This window comes from Streptomyces sp. NPDC090994, from assembly GCF_044768905.1.
GTDB lineage: Bacteria > Actinomycetota > Actinomycetes > Streptomycetales > Streptomycetaceae > Streptomyces.
Genome location: NZ_JBIVWS010000019.1, coordinates 39,048 through 57,957, shown reverse-complemented (window position 1 = coordinate 57,957; position 18,910 = coordinate 39,048). Strand labels below are relative to the sequence as shown.

18 protein-coding genes and 1 riboswitch are annotated in these 18,910 nt (G+C 73.2%); of the genes, 10 read left to right on the top strand and 8 right to left on the bottom strand.

Annotated features, from left to right (window positions below):
- Nucleotides 1–21: 21 nt before the first annotated feature.
- Both ACIQR3_RS29600 and bioB read right to left on the bottom strand, forming a co-directional pair.
- The gene (locus ACIQR3_RS29600) at nucleotides 22–1,302 is read right to left on the bottom strand and encodes an adenosylmethionine--8-amino-7-oxononanoate transaminase (protein ID WP_403543704.1); all 1,281 of its coding nucleotides are present in this window, start codon (nucleotides 1,300–1,302) and stop codon (nucleotides 22–24) included.
- Complete coding sequence (gene bioB / locus ACIQR3_RS29595; protein ID WP_403543703.1) at nucleotides 1,295–2,380, bottom strand: biotin synthase BioB; 1,086 nt, start codon at nucleotides 2,378–2,380, stop codon at nucleotides 1,295–1,297. Before bioB ends, ACIQR3_RS29600 begins: the two co-directional genes overlap by 8 nt.
- Before the next feature lie 166 nt (nucleotides 2,381–2,546).
- Between bioB and ACIQR3_RS29590 the strand changes: the two genes are divergently transcribed.
- Nucleotides 2,547–3,773: an 8-amino-7-oxononanoate synthase gene (locus ACIQR3_RS29590; RefSeq protein WP_403543702.1), complete on the top strand. Its 1,227-nt coding sequence runs from the start codon at nucleotides 2,547–2,549 to the stop codon at nucleotides 3,771–3,773.
- A gap of 42 nt (nucleotides 3,774–3,815) precedes the next feature.
- On the opposite strand, the gene ACIQR3_RS29585 is transcribed toward ACIQR3_RS29590, so the two are convergent.
- The gene (locus ACIQR3_RS29585; RefSeq protein WP_215172583.1) at nucleotides 3,816–4,046 is read right to left on the bottom strand and encodes a DUF397 domain-containing protein; all 231 of its coding nucleotides are present in this window, start codon (nucleotides 4,044–4,046) and stop codon (nucleotides 3,816–3,818) included.
- Between the two features lie 9 nt (nucleotides 4,047–4,055).
- The gene (locus ACIQR3_RS29580) at nucleotides 4,056–4,916 is read right to left on the bottom strand and encodes a helix-turn-helix domain-containing protein (RefSeq protein WP_403543701.1); all 861 of its coding nucleotides are present in this window, start codon (nucleotides 4,914–4,916) and stop codon (nucleotides 4,056–4,058) included.
- Between the two features lie 214 nt (nucleotides 4,917–5,130).
- Between ACIQR3_RS29580 and ACIQR3_RS29575 the strand changes: the two genes are divergently transcribed.
- The gene (locus tag ACIQR3_RS29575; protein ID WP_403543700.1) at nucleotides 5,131–5,595 is read left to right on the top strand and encodes an ATP-binding protein; all 465 of its coding nucleotides are present in this window, start codon (nucleotides 5,131–5,133) and stop codon (nucleotides 5,593–5,595) included.
- Nucleotides 5,596–5,934: 339 nt separating this feature from the next.
- Here ACIQR3_RS29575 and ACIQR3_RS29570 read toward each other — a convergent pair whose 3' ends face one another.
- Nucleotides 5,935–6,408 carry a C40 family peptidase gene (locus tag ACIQR3_RS29570; protein ID WP_403543699.1) on the bottom strand — a complete coding sequence of 158 codons (474 nt, stop codon included), beginning with the start codon at nucleotides 6,406–6,408 and terminating at the stop codon, nucleotides 5,935–5,937.
- Between the two features lie 3 nt (nucleotides 6,409–6,411).
- Nucleotides 6,412–6,544: riboswitch (cyclic di-AMP (ydaO/yuaA leader) on the bottom strand.
- A 723-nt stretch (nucleotides 6,545–7,267) separates the two neighbouring features.
- Here ACIQR3_RS29570 and ACIQR3_RS29565 point away from each other — a divergent pair.
- The 7 genes from ACIQR3_RS29565 (at nucleotide 7,268) to ACIQR3_RS29535 (ending at nucleotide 13,679) form a co-directional block, all read left to right on the top strand.
- Entirely contained in the window at nucleotides 7,268–7,570 is a 303-nt protein-coding gene (locus ACIQR3_RS29565) for an urease subunit gamma (protein WP_215172590.1), read from the top strand.
- Nucleotides 7,571–7,583: 13 nt separating this feature from the next.
- A complete protein-coding gene (locus ACIQR3_RS29560) occupies nucleotides 7,584–7,895 on the top strand; it encodes an urease subunit beta (protein WP_403543698.1) in 312 nt (103 codons plus the stop codon).
- Nucleotides 7,888–9,609, top strand: a complete 1,722-nt coding sequence (locus tag ACIQR3_RS29555) for an urease subunit alpha (RefSeq protein ID WP_403543697.1) — start codon at nucleotides 7,888–7,890, stop codon at nucleotides 9,607–9,609. The genes ACIQR3_RS29560 and ACIQR3_RS29555 overlap by 8 nt, the downstream gene beginning before the upstream one ends.
- The gene (locus ACIQR3_RS29550; RefSeq protein WP_403543696.1) at nucleotides 9,609–10,283 is read left to right on the top strand and encodes an urease accessory protein UreF; all 675 of its coding nucleotides are present in this window, start codon (nucleotides 9,609–9,611) and stop codon (nucleotides 10,281–10,283) included. Before ACIQR3_RS29555 ends, ACIQR3_RS29550 begins: the two co-directional genes overlap by 1 nt.
- A 95-nt stretch (nucleotides 10,284–10,378) precedes the next feature.
- Nucleotides 10,379–11,065, top strand: coding sequence for an urease accessory protein UreG (gene ureG / locus ACIQR3_RS29545; protein ID WP_403543695.1), 687 nt, complete (start codon nucleotides 10,379–10,381; stop codon nucleotides 11,063–11,065).
- Nucleotides 11,053–11,937 (top strand): urease accessory protein UreD, encoded by an 885-nt coding sequence (locus ACIQR3_RS29540; RefSeq protein WP_403543694.1) that lies wholly within the window; start codon nucleotides 11,053–11,055, stop codon nucleotides 11,935–11,937. Before ureG ends, ACIQR3_RS29540 begins: the two co-directional genes overlap by 13 nt.
- Before the next feature lie 140 nt (nucleotides 11,938–12,077).
- Nucleotides 12,078–13,679, top strand: a complete 1,602-nt coding sequence (locus tag ACIQR3_RS29535; protein ID WP_403543693.1) for an alpha/beta hydrolase — start codon at nucleotides 12,078–12,080, stop codon at nucleotides 13,677–13,679.
- A 46-nt stretch (nucleotides 13,680–13,725) separates the two neighbouring features.
- Here the strand turns inward: ACIQR3_RS29535 and ACIQR3_RS29530 are convergent, their stop codons facing one another.
- Nucleotides 13,726–14,769 (bottom strand): NAD-dependent epimerase/dehydratase family protein, encoded by a 1,044-nt coding sequence (locus ACIQR3_RS29530; protein WP_403543692.1) that lies wholly within the window; start codon nucleotides 14,767–14,769, stop codon nucleotides 13,726–13,728.
- Nucleotides 14,770–14,831: 62 nt separating this feature from the next.
- Complete coding sequence (locus ACIQR3_RS29525) at nucleotides 14,832–15,554, bottom strand: lysophospholipid acyltransferase family protein (RefSeq protein WP_403543691.1); 723 nt, start codon at nucleotides 15,552–15,554, stop codon at nucleotides 14,832–14,834.
- Nucleotides 15,555–15,722: 168 nt separating this feature from the next.
- Here ACIQR3_RS29525 and ACIQR3_RS29520 point away from each other — a divergent pair, with 168 nt between their 5' ends.
- On the top strand, nucleotides 15,723–17,624 hold the full coding sequence (locus ACIQR3_RS29520) for an ABC transporter ATP-binding protein (RefSeq protein WP_403543690.1): 1,902 nt from the start codon (nucleotides 15,723–15,725) through the stop codon (nucleotides 17,622–17,624).
- A 210-nt stretch (nucleotides 17,625–17,834) separates the two neighbouring features.
- Here ACIQR3_RS29520 and ACIQR3_RS29515 read toward each other — a convergent pair whose 3' ends face one another.
- Nucleotides 17,835–18,800 (bottom strand): YihY/virulence factor BrkB family protein, encoded by a 966-nt coding sequence (locus ACIQR3_RS29515; RefSeq protein WP_403543689.1) that lies wholly within the window; start codon nucleotides 18,798–18,800, stop codon nucleotides 17,835–17,837.
- Between the last annotated feature and the right edge of the window lie 110 nt (nucleotides 18,801–18,910).

Sequence of the window (18,910 nt, the reverse complement as noted above, 5' to 3'; positions counted from 1 at the left end):
GGTCTGCCTCGTCCGGCCACGTCACCCCTCCCGCGCCGCCGCGCACACCGCGCGGCCGATCCGGGCCACGTCCGCGTCGTCCGTGACGTACGGCGGCATCGTGTAGACGAGGTCGCGGAACGGCCGCAGCCACACGCCCTCGCGCACGGCCGCAGCCGTCGCCGCCGCCATGTCGACCTCGTGGTCGAGCTGGACCACGCCGATCGCGCCGAGCACCCGTACGTCCCGCACCCCCGGCAGCGACGCGGCCGGCGCCAGCCCGTCCCGCAGCCCCGTCTCGATCCGCCCGACCTCGGCGCGCCAGTCCTGCCCGAGCAGCAGCCCGATCGAGGCGCAGGCCACGGCCGCCGCCAGCGGATTGCCCATGAACGTCGGCCCGTGGGCCAGTACGGGCACCTCGCCGCGCGAGATGCCCTCGGCCACCCGGGAGGTGCACAGCGTGGCCGCCATCGTCAGATAACCGCCGGTCAGGGCCTTGCCCACGCACATCACATCCGGCGCCACCCCCGCATGCTCCGCCGCGAACATGGTCCCCGTACGCCCGAAGCCGGTCGCGATCTCGTCGAACACCAGCAGCACGCCGTGCGCGTCGCACGCCTCGCGCAGCACCCGCAGATACGCGGGGGAGTGGAACCGCATCCCGCCCGCCCCCTGCACCACCGGCTCGACGATCACCGCCGCCAGTTCGCCGGCGTGCCGCTCGACCAGCGCCCGCAGCCGGGCGGCGTACGTCTCGTCGTACTGCGCCGGCGGGGCGTCCGCGAAGACCTGGCGGGGCAGCAGCCCCGCCCACAGCCCGTGCATCCCGCCCTCGGGGTCGCACACCGACATCGGCTGCCAGGTGTCGCCGTGATAGCCGCCGCGCCAGGTCAGCAGCCGCCGCTTCGCCGGCCGGCCGAGCGAACGCCAGTACTGGAGGCACATCTTCACCGCGACCTCCACCGACACCGAACCGGAGTCGGCGAGGAAGACGTGTTCCAGACCGTCGGGCGCCAGGTCGACCAGCAGCTTCGCCAGCCGTACGGCGGGTTCGTGGGTGAGCCCGCCGAACATCACGTGGCTCATCCGCCCCAGCTGCTCGCGCGCCGCCCGGTTCAGCACCGGGTGGTTGTAGCCGTGCACGGCCGACCACCAGGAGGACATGCCGTCGACCAGTTCACCGCCGCCGTCGGCGAGCCGCAGCCGCACCCCGTCCGCCGACGCCACGACCAGCGGGTCGCGCCGGCCGGGCATCGGACCGTACGGATGCCACACGTGCCGCCGGTCGAGGTCCAGCAGTTCGTCCAGCGTCAGGTCAGGCATTGGGCGCGAGGTCCGTCCCGGCACCGCGACGGCGTACGGCCACCAGATCGGTGCGTTCACCGCCCGCCCGGTGCTCGGGCAGGGTCGCCTCGCCGGCGCCCTCCACCTCGAACCCGGCGTCCGCGATCATCTCCAGGTCCGCCCGTCCCGCCTGGCCCTCGCTGGTGAGGTAGTCGCCGAGGAAGACGGAGTTGGCCAGGTGCAGGGCGAGCGGCTGCAGGGTGCGCAGATGGACCTCGCGCCCGCCCGCGACCCGCACCTCCACGTCCGGGCAGACGAACCGCGTCATCGCCAGGATGCGCAGGCACCGCTGCGGAGTCAGGTGCCACTCGGCGGCCAGCGGCGTTCCCTCCATCGGGATCAGGAAGTTCACCGGCACCGAGTCCGGGTCCAGCTCGCGCAGCGAGAACACCACGTCCACCAGGTCCTCGTCGCTCTCGCCCATGCCCGCGATCAGCCCGGAGCAGGCCGACAGACCGGCGGCGTGCGCCTTGTGCACCGTGTTCACCCGGTCGGCGTACGTGTGCGTGGTCGTGATGTCCCCGTACGTCGCCTCGGACGTGTTGAGGTTGTGGTTGTAGGCGTCGGCGCCCGCCTCCCGCAGCCGCTCCGCCTGGCCCTCGGAGAGCAGGCCAAGGCAGGCGCAGACCTCCACGTCCTGGTGCCGCTCCTTGATGGCCGCGATGGTCTCCGAGACCCGGTCCACGTCCCGGTCGGCGGGCCCGCGCCCGCTCGCCACCAGACACACCCGCTTGGCGCCCCCGGCGACCCCCGCGGCGGCGGCCTCGGACGCCTGGTCGGGCTTCAGCCAGGTGTACTTGAGGATCTCCGCCCCCGAGCCGAGCCGCTGCGAGCAGTAGGAGCAGTCCTCGGGGCACAGGCCCGACTTGAGGTTGACGAGGTAGTTGAGCTTCACCCGGCGGCCGAACCAGTGCCGGCGCACCTTGCCGGCCGCGGCCACCACGTCGAGCAGATCGTCGTCCGACGTGGCGAGGACGGCCAGCGCCTCCTCGCGGGTCGGCGGCTCGCGCCGCAGGCCTTTGTCCACCAGCGTGTTCAGCAATGCGCTCAGGTCCATGGCAGGCGATCCTGGCCCATCAACGGCCCCCGGCGAAAGGAGGGTTTCCACAACACGTCCGGTTCGACCTGTGGGGATTGCCACACCGTGAGCCCCTTGCCGGGCCGCTAGTGTCTGTTCACTGTCTACAAACCTCTGCTCGCAGATCACCCGGAAGGACGGTCCCATGGCGTTCGACTGGATCGACCCGCAGCGGGAACTGCGCCGACGCTCCGGGCTGCTGCGGAGTCTGCGTCCCCGCCCGGCCGGGGACCCGCTCCTCGACCTGGCGAGCAACGACTACCTGGGGCTGGCCCGGCACCCCGAGGTGACCGAGGGGGCGGCCCGGGCGGCACGGACCTGGGGCGGCGGCGCGACCGGCTCCCGGCTGGTCACCGGGTCCACGGAACTGCACGCGGAACTCGAACGCGAACTGGCCGCCTTCTGCGGTTTCGAGGCCGCGCTCGTCTTCTCCTCCGGTTACGCGGCCAACCTCGCCGCCGTCACCGCGCTGGCGCCGCACGGCTCGCTGCTCGTCTCCGACGCCGGCAACCACGCCTCGCTGATCGACGGCTGCCGGCTGGCCCGCGGTACCACCCACGTCGTGCCGCACGCCGCGCCGGAGGCGGTGCGCAAGGCGCTGCGGACGCACGACGGGCCCGCGGTCGTCGTCTCCGACACGGTGTTCTCGGTCGACGGCGACGCCGCCCCGCTGGCCGCGCTGGCCGCGGTCTGCCGGGAGCGCGGCGCCGGGCTGCTCCTCGACGACGCCCACGGCCTCGGCGTACTCGGTGACGGCGGCCGGGGCGCCCCGCACGCCGCCGGACTCGCGGGCGCCGAGGACGTCGTCGCGACGGTCACGCTGTCGAAGTCGCTGGGCAGCCAGGGCGGGGCGGTCCTCGGCCCGGCGCGGGTGATCGGCCATCTGGTCGACACGGCCCGGACCTTCATCTTCGACACGGGACTCGCGCCCGCGGCGGCGGGGGCCGCGCTGGCGGCGCTGCGGCTGCTGCGCCGCGAACCGGAACGGGCCGCGCGGGCCCGCGCGGTGGCGGCGGACCTGCACGCGCGGCTCACGGCCACGGCCTCGACGGACGTGGCCCGTACGGCGCGTACGGACACGGCCCGTACGGACACGGCGCGTACGGACACGGCGCGTACGGTCTCGGTCCGTACGGCCCCGGGTCTGGAGGCGGTGCGCCCGGACGCCGCCGTGGTCTCGGTGCGCGCGCCGTCCTCGGTCCAGGCCGTACGGTGGGCGGCTGACTGCCGTACGGCCGGCCTGGCCGTGGGATGCTTCCGTCCTCCTTCCGTGCCCGACGGCATCTCACGGCTCAGGCTGACCGCCCGTGCGGACCTCACCGAGGATCAGGTCGAACGTGCTGTGCGGACGATCCGCGAAACGCGGCCATGAGTCGGCGTGACACGGCCGTGTGTCGTCGGCTGCCGCACGGGGTTACTTCTGGCGGAGCCCGGCGGTGAAGCCCGTCCAGCTCCCGGGGGAGATGAGCAGGGCCGGTCCGGCGGGATCCTTGGAGTCGCGCACGGCGAGGAGTCCGGCCCAGGGGCCGGCCGACGGACGGGCCGTCTCCACGCAGTTGTTGGCCCCGGTGCTGTAGCTGCTGCGCAGCCACCGCACACCGTGCAGTCGGGTGCTGGAAGGGACGTGCCGCGGAGGTGTTGACATGGTGCCTCCTTACGCGCCGGCCGCTGTCGCGGCGATGAGATCCAATGAGTCGTCGGGCGAAAGGGCGTGAACCTGCAGGGCGTTGAAAGCCTCGGTGTAGGCCTCCAGGTCTTCTTTCCGTTCCAGATAGAGGCTACTCGTCAAGTGGTCGAGAACAACCACGTCTAGATCAGAAGTGCTCGAAAATGAGAAGATAACGAAAGGCCCCGTGACGCCGATGTGGGCTCCGGCGGCGAACGGCAGCACCTGGAGCCGGACATGGGGCAGCCGTGCCGCGTCGACCAGCCGCTCCAGCTGGCGGGCCATCACGCCCGGCTCGCCGACCGTCCGGCGCAGCACCGCCTCGTCCAGTACGGCGCTGAGGCGCAGGGGGGTGGCGGAGCGCAGCACGTCCTGCCGGGTCAGCCGCACCTCGACCAGCGCGTCGATCCGCTCCTCCGGCAGCCCGTCCATCGCGGCGCGGGTCACCGCACGGGCGTACTCCGGTGTCTGGAGCAGACCGGGCACCACGGTGGTCTCCAGGGTGCGCATCGTGCTCGCCTGGGACTCCAGGCTGATGAAGTCCCGGTAGGCCGGCGGCAGCACGCCCCGGTAGGGGTGCCACCAGTGCTGCCGGCCGCCGTTGTCCTCGGACCCCGCCAGGGCGAGGATGACCTCGCGCAACTGGACGTCGGCCACGCCGTAGACGTCCAGGAGTAACCGCACGTCGCCGGGTTTGGCGCCGCTCGTCCCGGTCTCGATCCGGCTCACCTTGGACTGGTGCCATCCCGCCAGCCGGGCCGCCTCGCCGCTGGTGATCCCCGCCTCCGTGCGCAGCGTGCGCAGTTCGGCGCCCAGTTTCCGGCGGCGCACCACGGGACCGTGCCGCATGGGCCAACTCCTTTACTCCTTATGAGTCGCGCAAAAAGGGTCTGCGGCCGCAGAGTTCACCGCTTCGAGCGACAGATATATGCACATCTTGGGGGATCGCCACCCTTCACCGGCGTGGTGATGGCACTCTGGCGACCAAGCACAGTCCGGGACCGTACTCGAACCATCCGCTCCGTGTGGGGCTGCGGTCCCGTCGGAAAGGGACGACGTCGCCATGGCAGACCACCTGGAAGCATCCGTCACTCTGCCGAGCGATCCCGCCTCGGTGTCCGCCGCCCGGACCTACGTCGTCGGCACGCTCGCGGAGTGGGGACTGTCCGCCGGCACGGAAGTGTCCGACACCATCCGGCTCATCGTCTCGGAGCTGGCGACCAACGTCGTGCAGCACACCCTGGGACAGTCACCCACCTTCACGGTGGACCTGGCGCTCGACCGTGACGAGCGCCTGCGCATCGGTGTCACCGACAGCCACCCGCGCTTCCCCAAGCGCCTGCCCGCGGCCGTCCAGCAGGACAACGGCCGCGGCATGGTCATCATCCGCTGCCTCGCCGCCGAATGCGGCGGGCGCCTGAGAGTCCGCCCCACCCGGGAGGGCGGCAAGACCGTCTCCGTCGAACTCCCCTGGACGCCCCCGGCCGAGCCGCTCCCGACGACGGTACGGCGCGATCGGCGGCGGTGACGCGGTCGGCGGCGGCGAGGGACGGGCGCGGCAGGCGTCACCGCGGCGGGTCCCGTCGCGCCCGGTCCGGGAAGGGGCGCCGGTCATGCCGTACGGACCGCCCGCCGGGCCCGCGCCACGCCTGGAGCTCCCGTGCGCCCCGTATGCACCTATACGCCCAGTACGCGCCCGTACGGCACCCGTACACCCAGTACGCGCCCGTACGGCACCCCTGCCGCCCCGTACGGGCCCGCGCGGCCCCTACGGCCCTCCCGGGGTCCGTACGCCCGGTACGGCCCCATCCGCACCCGAGGGAGCGCGCCCCCCCGGCAGGGTCGGCGGCGCGCCCCCTCGGGGGGATCACTTCACCCGGCCGTACCAGACACTCTTCGTCCAGATCTTCTGCAGCCGCACCACGTCACCGGTCTTCGGGGCGTGCCAGATCTTGCCCTTCCCGGCGTAGATGCCCACGTGGTAGACGCTGCGACCGGAATGGAAGAACACCAGGTCGCCGGCCTTGCGGCTGGAGGCGGAGACATGGCGGGTCCGGTTGTACTGCTGGGCCGCCGTGCGGGGCAGTTTCTTGCCGGCCTTCTTGAACGAGTACAGCGTCAGCCCTGAGCAGTCGAAGCGGGACGGCCCGGTGGCCCCGTACCGGTACGGGGCGCCCTTCTTGGAGGCCGCGATCTTCAGCGCCTTGGTCGCATGGGTCGCCGCGGCGGCCTCGGAGGCGATGCCGGGAACCACGATCGAGCCGCCCACGGCGGCGATGGTGAGGGCCGAGGCCGTACCGGCCCGGGCCATGAGCGACGGGACACGATTGAGCGCAGTCATGCGCAACCCTTCGTCAGCCGCCTGTGAAGGATGACCTGTCGGATTCGGGCTGGCGAAGTTGCCCGGCCGCGCGAGTGCGGCTTCACCCCAAGGGCTGCTCGGCTCCGGTCATGGCGTGACCGGGCCGGCGACCCGTCGTGCTCGGGTCCTCCACTCCTGCCGATCCACTCCTGTCGACCGGTCATCCGGGCGGCGGCAGGACTCGGCGTCCGCCCGGATCGCCCCGCCGCTGCGGCGGGGTCTTGTCGTCAGTCAGGGATCTTGACGCACCGAAGTGGGAAAATCCCAACGGAACGTGGACTTTGTGTTGTTACTCACCACTCATCCGTTCGGGTGGACGGTGCGCCGTCCGGGCCACCATCGCCGGGGCCGGTGACCTCCCCACCAGCGGCGGAGTCGCCATTTCGCCGATGAGCCAGGCGCGTTGCGCAAGCCGTACGGTTCCGGAAACGGACGTGAATCTACGCCGATAGGCGGTACGCCGTTCGGCCCGTTCCGGCTCCGATCGGCCCCCTGCGGTACGGAACCCGGAGCGGGCGCCGGCAACCGGCACCGGCGCCCGCGCGTCCGCTCGGACCCTCCCCGCGTCCGCGCGAGCCGTCGGTGCGTCCGCGCGAGCCGTCGGCGCCTCCGTCCCCGCCTCCGTCCCCGCTGTTCACGTGTTCGTCCCCGCGTCCGTTCACGCGCGGGCAAAGGGACGTCCAAGAAGTTGCTTCGGGCAACGGGAAATGATCTTGGGTGGGTTAACGTGAGCGAAACCCGGTGCAACTAGCCTGCCGCTCCGGCCACCTGGGACGTCGCCCCGTGGCCGCGGCGACCGGACCCGGCACGGTCCGGAGCGAGGACTGTGAGGTGGGACGTGCGACTGACCCCGCATGAGCAAGAGCGGCTGCTGATCCACGTGGCGGCCGACGTCGCCGAGAAGCGCCGGGCGCGCGGCCTGAAGCTGAACCATCCCGAGGCCGTCGCCCTCATCACGTCGCACATCCTGGAGGGCGCGCGGGACGGCCGCAGCGTCGCCGAGCTGATGTCCTCCGGTCGCAAGCTGCTCACCCGGGACGACGTCATGGAGGGCATCCCGGAGATGCTCCATGACGTGCAGGTCGAGGCGACCTTCCCGGACGGCACCAAGCTCGTCACCGTCCACGACCCGATCGTCTGAGGGGAACCGCGCCGTGATACCCGGAGAGATCCTCTTCGCCGACGGTCCGATCGTCTACAACGAGGGCCGCGAAACGACCCGGCTGACCGTCCTCAACGCCGCCGACCGCCCCGTCCAGGTCGGCTCGCACTACCACTTCGCCGAGGCCAACCCGGGACTGGAGTTCGACCGCGCCGCGGCCCGCGGCAAGCGGCTGAATATCGCCGCCGGCACGGCCGTACGGTTCGAGCCCGGCATCCCCGTCGAGGTCGCGCTCGTCCCCGTGGCCGGCGCCCGGATCGTGCCCGGACTGCGCGGGGAGACCGGGGGAGCCCTCGATGCCTGAGATCTCCCGCCCCGCCTACGCCGACCTGTTCGGCCCCACCACCGGCGACCGGATCCGCCTCGCCGACACGGACCTGCTGGCCGAGATCGAGGAGGACCGCTCCGGCGGCCCCGGACGCGCCGGTGAGGAGGCCGTGTTCGGCGGCGGCAAGGTCGTCCGCGAGTCGATGGGCCAGTCCCGCGCCACCCGCGCCGACGGCACCCCCGACACCGTCATCACGGGGGCCGTGATCATCGACCACTGGGGGATCGTCAAGGCCGACGTCGGCATCCGCGACGGCCGGATCACCGGCATCGGCAAGGCCGGCAACCCGGACACCATGGACGGCGTCCACCCCGACCTCGTCATCGGCCCCGAGACCGAGATCATCGCGGGCAACGGGCGCATCCTCACCGCCGGGGCCGTCGACGCCCATGTGCACTTCATCTGCCCGCAGGTGGCCGACGAGGCGCTGGCGTCCGGCGTCACCACGCTGGTCGGCGGCGGCACCGGCCCGGCCGAGGGGTCGAAGGCCACCACCGTCACGCCGGGACCCTGGCACCTGGCCCGGATGTTCGCGGCGATGGAGGCCCACCCCCTCAACATCGGCCTGCTGGGCAAGGGCAACACCGTCTCCCACGAGGCGATGCTCTCCCAGATCCGGGGCGGCGCCGCCGGTCTGAAGATCCACGAGGACTGGGGTGCGACCCCCGCCGCCATCGACGCCGCCCTCACCGTCGCCGACGCGACCGGCGTCCAGGTCGCCATCCACACCGACACCCTCAACGAGGCCGGTTTCGTGGGCGACACGCTCGCCGCGATCGGCGGACGCGGCATCCACGCGTACCACACCGAGGGTGCGGGCGGCGGCCACGCGCCCGACATCATGACCGTGGTCTCCGAGCCGCACGTGCTGCCCAGTTCCACCAACCCGACCCGGCCCTACACCGTCAACACGGCCGAGGAACACCTCGACATGCTGATGGTCTGCCACCACCTCAACCCGGCCGTCCCCGAGGACCTCGCCTTCGCCGAGTCCCGCATCCGGCCGTCCACCATCGGCGCCGAGGACGTCCTGCACGACCTGGGCGCCATCTCGATCATCTCCTCCGACTCCCAGGCGATGGGCCGGGTCGGCGAGGTGATCCTGCGCACCTGGCAGACCGCCCACGTCATGAAGCGCCGGCGCGGCGCGCTGCCGGGCGACGGCCGCGCGGACAACCACCGCGTCCGTCGCTATGTCGCCAAGTACACGATCAACCCGGCGCTCGCCCAGGGCATGGCCCGCGAGATCGGCTCCGTCGAGACCGGCAAGCTCGCCGACCTGGTGCTGTGGGAACCGGAGTTCTTCGGCGTCAAGCCACTGCTCGTGATCAAGGGCGGCCAGATCGCCTACGCGCAGATGGGCGACGCCAACGCCTCCATCCCGACCCCGCAGCCGGTCCTGCCCCGGCCGATGTACGGGGCGATCGGACGGGCCCCGGCCGGCAACTCGGTGAACTTCGTCGCCGGCCCGGCGATCGACGACGGGCTGCCCGAACGCCTCGGCCTCGGCAAGGGCTTCGCGGCGATCGACTCCACCCGCGCCGTCACCAAGGCCGACATGCGGGAGAACGACGCGCGGCCCGACGTACGGATCGACCCCGACAGCTTCGCCGTGCACATCGACGGCGAGCTGGTCGAGGCGGAACCGGCCGCGGAACTGCCCATGGCCCAGCGTTACTTCCTCTTCTGATGTCCAGGGCCGCTCTCCTGGTCCTGGCCGACGGCCGCTTCCCCGCCGGAGGGCACGCGCACTCCGGGGGCGCGGAGGCGGCCGTACGCGCCGGGCGGATCACCGGGGCCGAGGACCTCGAAGCCTTCTGCCGGGGCCGGCTGCACACGACGGGGCTGGTGTCGGCCGCGCTCGCCGCGGCGGCGGCCCTCGGCGCGGACCCGGTGGCCCTCGACGCCGCAGCGGACGCCCGGACGCCGTCGCCCGCGCTGCGCACCGCCGCGCGGAAGCTGGGCCGGCAGCTGATGCGGGCGGCCCGCGCCACCTGGCCGTCCACCGAACTCGCCGGCCTCGCCCGGGCCTTCCCCAAGGGCGCGCACCAGCCGGTCGTGCTCGGGCTGGCGGCGCGCGCGGCGGGGCTCGGGCCGGACGACGCGGCGTACTGCGCGGCGTACGAGAGCGTCAGCGGGCCGGCGACGGCCGTGGTGCGGCTGCTGAGCCTGGACCCGTTCGACGCCACCGGGGTGCTGGCGCGGCTGGCGCCGGAGCTGGACCGGGTGGCCGACCGGGCCGTCGAGGCGGCCCGCGAGGCCGTCGACGCGGGGGCGGAGGCGTTGCCCGCGGCCTCCGCGCCGCTGCTGGAGATCCTGGCGGAGGCGCACGCGGCGCGGCCGGTGCGGTTGTTCGCTTCCTGAGCCTGCCGCCGTGAGTCTGCCGCCTGAGTCTGCCGCCTGAGCCCGCCGCCCTGAGGGCTGCGCCCCCGGTCCCCCCAGTTCGAGAAGGAGCCGTCATGCACCTCGATCACCCCCACCCCCACTCCCACGGACCCGCCGCCGTCAGCGCCGACGCGCACCGCCCCGACGGGACCCGCCGTGCCCTGCGGATCGGGCTCGGCGGACCCGTCGGGTCCGGCAAGACCGCCACCGTCGCCGCGCTCTGCCGGGCGCTGCGCGACGAACTGTCCCTCGCGGTCGTCACCAACGACATCTACACCCGCGAGGACGCCGAGTTCCTGCTGCGCGAGGCCGTGCTGCCGCCCGAGCGGATCGCCGCCGTGGAGACCGGGGCCTGCCCGCACACCGCGATCCGGGACGACATCTCCGCCAACCTCGAAGCCGTCGAGGACCTGGAGGACGAGGTCGGCCCCCTGGACCTGGTCCTCGTCGAGTCCGGCGGGGACAACCTGACCGCCACCTTCTCCCGGGGCCTGGTCGACGCGCAGATCTTCGTCATCGACGTGGCCGGCGGTGACGACATCCCGCGCAAGGGCGGCCCCGGCGTGACCACGGCCGACCTGCTCGTCGTCAACAAGACCGACCTCGCCCCGTACGTCGGCTCCGACCTGGCCCGGATGGCCGCCGACGCCAAGGCGCAGCGCGGAGAACTGCCCGTCGTCCTCCAGTCGCTCAGGACGGAGACGGGTGTGGCGGACGTCGCCGCATGGGTCCGCTCCCGGCTCGCGGCGTGGACGGCGTGAGCGGCACGGACGCCGCCCGGGCGACCGCCGGAGTCCGGGAGACCGCCATCGCCCGGGAATCCGCCGCTGCCCGGGGAACCGCCGGAGTCCGGGAATCCGCCGCCGCCCGCGGAACCGCCGGCGTCCGGGCCACGGCACGCGTCCACGCCCGCCGCGACGGACGGGGCGGTACCGCGCTGCCGGTGCTCGACGGCGAGGGACCCCTCGCGCCGCGCCGGACCCGGTCCGTCGGCACCGAGGCGCGGGTGACGCTGGTCGGCGCGATGAGCGGGCCGCTCGGCGGGGACCGCCTCACCGTCGAAGCGGACGTCGGCGCGGGCGCCCGGCTGCGCGTGGGATCGGCGGCGGCCACCATCGCGCTGCCCGGCCAGACCAAGGACGAGGCCCGCTACGACGTCCGCCTCACCGTGGCCGACGGCGGCGAACTGCATTGGCTGCCCGAGCAGTTGATCGCCGCCCGGGGCAGCGACCTGTACGTCACCACCCGGGCCGACCTCGCCGCCGGCGCCCGGCTGGTGCTGCGCGAGGAACAGGTGCTCGGCCGCGCCGGTGAGGAACCGGGGCGGCTCACCAGCCGGCTGACGGTACGGATCGCGGGGCGGTGCGTCCTCGACCAGGAACTGGCGTGCGGCCCCGGCGCCCCCGGCGGCTGGGACGGCCCCGCGGTGCTGGCGGGACATCGCGCCGTCGGGCAAGCCGTCCTCGTACGGCCGGAGTTCGCCCAGTCGCCGCCGTCGGCCCGGATGGCCGGGGAGGGGGCGGCCGTGCTGCCGCTGGCCGGGCCGGCGGTCCTCGTCACCGCCCTGGCCCCCGACGCGCTGCGCCTGCGCCGGCTGCTGGACGAGGCGCTGGCCGGTCTCGACGGGGACTGAGGACCGCGCTCCGCCGATCGAACGGGTGGTGCCGTTTATCGGATTGGCAAAGAAGTCGGGTCGCCCCTGTCCTCAGGGAACCCACAGCCGCGAGGATCCCCGTACCAATCGCAAGGATGTACGGGGAGGCCCACTTGAGGATGAGACGACTGAAGCGGAGCACGGCCGCGTTCGGCACCGCCGGACTGCTGGTCTCCGGGCTGCTGACGGCCGGCGCCGTCACCGCGCCCGCGGCCGACGCCAGCCCGGCCGCCCGGCACGGGAACACCCAGGACCGGCAGGCGTACGGCGCCGCCGTCGCCGCGGCCCGCGCCGCCAAGGCCGGGATCGACTGGCAGGACTGCCCCGCCGACTGGAGCCTGCCCGCGCCGATCCAGTGCGGCTACGTCACCGTCCCGCTCGACTACGCCAAGCCGTACGGCAAGCAGATCAAGCTCGCCGTCGACCGCATCGGCAACACCGGCACCAAGGCCCAGCGCCAGGGCGCCCTCATCTACAACCCCGGCGGCCCCGGCGGCTCGGGCCTGCGCTTCCCGGCCCGCGTGACCGCCAAGAACCCGATCTGGGCGAAGACGGCCGAGGCGTACGACTTCGTGGGCTTCGACCCGCGCGGCGTCGGCAAGTCGACGCCGATCTCCTGCGTCGACCCGCAGGAGTTCGTCAAGGCGCCCAAGGCCGACCCGGTGCCCGACTCCGAGGCCGACAAGCGCGCCCAGCGCAAGCTGGCCCGCGAGTACGCCGAGGGCTGCGCCGAGCGCAGCGGCGAGATGCTGCCGCACATGACCACCCCGAACACCGCGCGCGACCTGGACGTCATCCGCGCGGCCCTCGGCGAGAAGAAGCTCAACTACCTCGGTGTCTCCTACGGCACCTACCTCGGCGCCGTCTACGGCACCCTCTTCCCGGACCACGTCCGCCGCATGGTCGTCGACAGCGTCGTGAACCCCTCCCGGGAGAAGATCTGGTACCAGGCCAACCTGGACCAGGACGTCGCCTTCGAGACCCGCTGGAAGGACTGGCAGGACTGGGTCGCGAAGAACGACGCGACGTACCACCTCGGCGGCACCCGAGCCGAGGTCCAGGCCCAGTGGCTGAAGCTGCGCGCCACCGCCAAGGAGAGCCCGATCGGCGGCGTCGTCGGCCCCGCCGAACTGCTCGGCTTCTTCCAGAGCGCCCCGTACTACGACTCCGCCTGGGCGACGGTCGCCTCCGTCTTCAGCGCCTACGTCGCCGGCGACACCCAGGCCCTGGTCGACGCCGCCGCCCCGGACATGTCCGACACCGCGGGCAACGCCTCCTCGGAGAACGGCAACGCCGTCTACACGGCCGTCGAGTGCGCCGACGCCAAGTGGCCCACCGACTGGAAGACCTGGGACCGGGACAACACCCGCCTGCACCAGGACTATCCGTTCCTCACCTGGTCCAACGCCTGGATGAACCTGCCCTGCGCCACCTGGCCCACGAAGCAGAACACCCCGGTGAACGTGAAGACCGGCAAGGGCCTGCCGCCCGTGCTGATCGTCCAGGCGGAGCGGGACGCGGCCACCCCGTACGAGGGCGCCGTCGAACTGCACCAGCGGTTCAAGGGCTCCCGGCTGATCACCGAGCGGGACGCCGGTTCGCACGGCGTCACCGGTCTGACCAACCCCTGCGTCAACGACCGCGTCGACACCTACCTGCTCACCGGCAAGGTGGACGCCCGTGACGTGACCTGCGCCCCGCACGCCACGCCGAAGCCGTAACCCGTCAGGGTCAGGGGCGGCCGGTGCTCACCCGGCCGCCCCTTTCTCATGCCCGACGCCCCGCACCCGCCAGCCAGGCGTCCTCCGCCGCGTAGTCGAAGAGGCCCCCGTAGTTCCGGGCCATCTTCGGGTACGCCTCCCGCCAGTCCCGGCCCCCGGCCAGCCGCTCCTCGATGAAGGCGACGGTCTCCGGCAGCGACTCGGCGTACCGGGTCACCGGCCGGTAGCCCAGCTCCCGCTCCGCCGCGCCCATGCCGCACACCACCGGCGCCGGCACCGACCAGGGCGTGTCGCCCACCCGGGGCGCGGGCGGAGGCCCGTCCACCAGGACGTCCTCCACCGCCACGCCCATCACCGCGTCGACCGCCCGGGCGATCTCGGCCACCGTCGGCGCGTCCGGATCCACGGCGTTGAGCACCCGGCTGCCCGGCCGGGCGGCGGCCAGCCGGATCACCTCGGCGACATTGCGCACCCCCGCCGGGTGGAAGCGGCTCGTGCCCCCGTACGCCAGGACGCGGCGGCGCCGCCCGTCGAGGTTCCGCTTGACGAAGTACAGCTCACGCGGCGTACGGCAGTACGGCCCGTGGACCGCACCCGCCCGCACCAGCGTCACCGGCAACCGGTCGCCCGCGGCCAGCAGTTCCCGCTCCAGCGCCGCCTTGCGGGTGCTGTAGCCGGCGTCGCCCGGCCGGACGGTGCGCTGCTCCTCGGTGAGCGGCACCGGATACTCGGGGAAGCCGCCGGGCTCCTCCTGGGTGTCGAAACCGCGGCCCTCGTCGTCCTCGTACACCGACACGCTGGAGAGCACCACCGCCGAGCCGATCCGCCCGGCGAGCGAGACCACCTGCCGCGCGTGCTCCGGGCCGAACGCCACCGCGTCCACCAGGACGTCGCAGCCGTCGCCGACCACGGCGGCCAGCGCCCCGTCGTCCTCCCGGTCGGCCCGCACGGCCCGTACCTCCTCGGGCCACTGCGCGTCCCGTCCGCCGCCGCGCGAGACGGCGGTCACCTCCCAGCCGTCCCGGGCCAGCGCACCCACCGCCGGCCGCCCGATCTGTCCCGTCGCCCCGATCACCACAGCACGTCTCATACCGGGACCGTAGGCGCGCGGGGCCCGTCCCGTCATGCTGGTCTGCCGAGGGCAGAGGGGCGCTAACCGAGCGGCATCCGGGGGAACCGGCGCCCCCGCGCGGCCTTCTTCTCCTCCTCGGCCTTGACGTCGGCGGCGTACCGGTCGACGTACTCCTGCCCGGACAGCGCCATGATCGCGTACATGATCTCGTCGGTGACGGCCCGCAGGACCGTCTTCTCGTGCTCCATGCCGGCGTAGCGGGAGAAGTCCAGGGGCGCGCCGAAGCGGATCGCCACCGGGCGGACGCGGGGCAGGCGCCGGCCCGGCGGCTGCGCCTCGAACGTGCCGATCATCGCGCACGGCACCACCGGCACACCCGCCGTCAGCGCCATCACCGCGACTCCGACCTTGCCCTTGTAGAGCCGTCCGTCGTGCGAGCGGGTGCCCTCCGGGTAGATGCCGAGCAGTTCGTCCCGGCCGAGCACGCCGAGCCCTTCGCGGATCGCGGCCCGGCCCGCCTCCTTGCCGGAGCGGTCCACCGGGATCTGCCCGGCACTGCGGAAGAAGGCCGCGGTCAGCCGCCCCTTGAGGCCGGGGCCGGTGAAGTACTCGGCCTTGGCGAGGAACGTGATCCGGCGCTTCAGCACGGCGGGCATCAGGAAGTGGTCCGAGAACGACAGGTGATTGCCGGCGACGATGGCCGCGCCCGACGGCGGCACATGGTCCAGGCCCTCGATCCGGGGGCGGAAGACCAGCCTCAGCAGCGGCCCCAGCAGTACGTACTTGAGCAGGTGGTAGAACACGGCTCGCCCCTCACTCCGACCGGATCCGTCATGTTGACAGCCGACCGCACCGCCTGAACAGCCCGCGAGCCCGCACGGCGTGTCCGGTTCTGGCCCGTCCGCCGTAAATGCCTGGACTGGCGGCCTCTTCCCCCGGGAAACTTCCGAGTTCCGACCTTCGGGAGTGTGATGGGAACAGAAGATTCGCGCCCACCGACGCCGGGCAGGAGCGCGGTCGTCCTGGCGCTGCGCCACTACGGCAGGGAACTGCTGAGACTGCGACGGCTGACCCTGCCCGCCCTGCTGCTGCCGGCCGTCGGCAACATCGGCATCCGCTACGTCGCCCCCCTGCTCATCGCCAAACTGGCGGGGCAGGCCGCCGGCGACGGCGGTCTCACCCTCGCGACGGCGCTGCCGTACGTGCTGGCCTTCGGCGTGACACTGCTGGTCGCCGAGGCCGTGTGGCGGATCGGGCAGCACTGTCTGAATCGCGTGGACGCCCTCGGCATGGAACACCTGTACGTCACCGGGATGGACGAACTCCTCGCCAAGGACGCGGCGTTCTTCCACGACAACTTCGCCGGGTCCCTGACCAAGCGGGTGCTGAGCTTCGGCAAGCGCTTCGAGGACTTCGTCGACACGGTGACGTACCGGATCGTGGGCAGTCTCGTCCCGCTGGTGTTCGGTGCCGTGGTGCTGTGGCGCTACGAACCGATGCTCGTCGCCGGCCTGCTGCTGATGATCGCGCTGACCGTGCTGGGCGCGACCCCCCTGATCCGCCGCCGGCAGAAGCTCGTCAACGACCGGGAGGCGGCGCTCGCCCGGGTCTCCGGGCACGTCGCCGACAGCCTGGCGAACATGGAGACCATCCGGGCGTTCGCGGCGGAGCGGCGGGAGGCCGACGAACACCGCCGCCGGGTCGCGGAGTCCCGGCGCCTGACGCTCAAGTCGTGGGACTACGGCAACCTGCGCGTCGACACCCTGGTCGCCCCGATGTCCGTGCTGACCAACGTGCTGGGCCTGTTCGTCGCCATCGCCTTCGGCGGCCCGGGCCTCGGGGTCGAGGAGATCGTCGTCGCCTTCACCTACTACTCCAACGCCACCCAGATCATGTTCGAGTTCAACCAGATCTACCGGCGGCTGGAGAGTTCCATGACCGAGGCCGCGCAGTTCACGGAGCTGCTCCTCGACCCGCCCACCGTGCTGGACGCGGCGGTGCCCGTACCGCTCGCGCCGCGCGACAGCGGCGTCCGCTTCGAGGCGGTGACCTTCGCGCACGCCGGTGCGAAACCGATCTTCGAGGGCCTCGACCTGGACGTGCCCGGCGGTGCGCGGATCGGCCTGGTCGGCAGGTCCGGCGGCGGCAAGACCACCCTCACCCGGCTGCTGCTGCGGATGTCGGACGTCGACGGCGGACGCATCCTGATCGGCGGTCAGGACATCAGCGCGCTGCGCCAGACCGACCTGCGCTCACTGATCGCCTACGTCCCGCAGGAACCCGCCATGTTCCACCGCAGCCTGCGGGACAACATCGCGTTCGCCCGGCCCGGTGCCACCGACGAGGAGATCCACGCGGCGGCGAGTGCCGCGCACGTCACGGAGTTCGCCGACCAGCTCCCCGACGGCTTCGCCACCCTGGTGGGGGAGCGGGGCGTGAAGCTCTCGGGCGGCCAGCGCCAACGGGTCGCCCTCGCCCGGGCCATCCTGCGCGACGCCCCGATCCTGCTGCTCGACGAGGCGACCAGCGCACTGGACTCGGAGAGCGAGATCCTGGTGCAGGACGCGCTGTGGCGGCTGATGGAGGGACGTACGGCCCTCGTGGTCGCCCACCGGCTGTCCACGGTGGCCGGCATGGACCGTCTCGTCGTCCTCGACCGGGGCAGCGTCGTCGAGCAGGGCACCCACGAGGAGCTGCTCGCCGCGGACGGTGCCTACGCCCGGCTGTGGCAGCACCAGTCCGGCGGCTTCCTCGCGGAGAACGTCGAGCCGGTGCCGGGCGACGATCCCCCGAGGGCTGGTCTCGCCGGGCTGCCGGAGCCGGCCGGGCCGCCTGCGCACGCGCCGGACCGGTCCGCGGCGACGAGGCGGTGACGGGCGGCCCCGGTACCGGCCTCGGCACCGGCACCGGCACCGGCACCGGCCTCGGCCTCGGCTGACCACGGGCCCTGCGGCCCCGGGTGCCGGGGAGGGTTCGCGGGCGGACGGGCGGCCTCGTACCGTCCGCGGCCCCCGCCGCCTCCCGCGCGTCCCGTGCCGCGTCGGCTTCAGGGACGGCGCGGCATCACCCGGACCCGGGACCGGTCAGTCGCCCGGCCCCGGGTCCGGGTGGACCGGGGACGCGAGACCGGCGCGGGCCGCCTCCAGCTGCGCGGCGAACGCGATGCCGAAGAAGAGGGCCACGGCGGTGAGGTTGGCCCACAGCAGCAGGGCGACGAACGCGGTCAGCGGCCCGTACAGGGCGCCGAAGGAACCGCTCTCCTCGACGTACAGCGCCAGCAGCCAGGTCGCGGTCACCCACAGGAGGATCTGCAGGGCCGAGCCCAGGGCGAGCCAGGTGTAGCCGGGCTGGACCCGGCGGGGCGACCACCGGAAGATCACCGCGGAGGCGATCCACGCCAGCGCCAGCCCCGTCGGCACCTCCAGCGCGCTCCACCAGCCCGGCACGCCGCCCGCCCGCCCGGTGGCCCGCATCACCGCGTCGCCGACCGCCTCACCGGCGACCAGGACGACGAACCCGAGCACCATCGGCATCCCCGCGGTCACCGCGAGGGCGATCGCCCGGGCGTACTTGAGGGGGAGGGGGCGGTCGCGTTCGATGCCGTAGATGCGGTTGGCGCCCCGCTCGATCTGGCCCATGGCCGACGCGAGGTTCAGCAGCGCGAAACCCAGGCCCAGCCAGAGGGCGAGCGTGCTCCACACGTCGCCGTGAGCGGACCGCCGGGTCCGCGCGAAGGCGTCCGCGACGACGTCGCCGCTGGCCCCGGGCACGATCCGGCCCAGGGTGAGTTCGACGACGCGCCCCACGGTCTCGGTGTGCGTGCTGGTGGCCAGGCCGACCAGGGCGGCCGTGAACGGCACCAGCCCCAGCACCACCTGGAAGGCGAGCGCCCGCGCGTTGGTGAAGCCGTCCGCGTAACGGAACCGCGCGAAGGAGTCGGCCAGCAGCCGCACGCCCCCGTAGTGCCGCAGCGCGGTGAACGCCTCGTCCCCCGACAGCTCCTCCCCACGCATGTCCCTGGTCTGCGGGACGTGTACGGCGGTGCCCACGGCGCGCCCACCCTTCCTCGCGGCGGACCCCTGTCCCGGTGGCCGCCGAGTGACGTGTTCCGTCCGTCCAGACTGCCCCCGTTCCGCCCGGGCATCCCGGCAGCCGACGC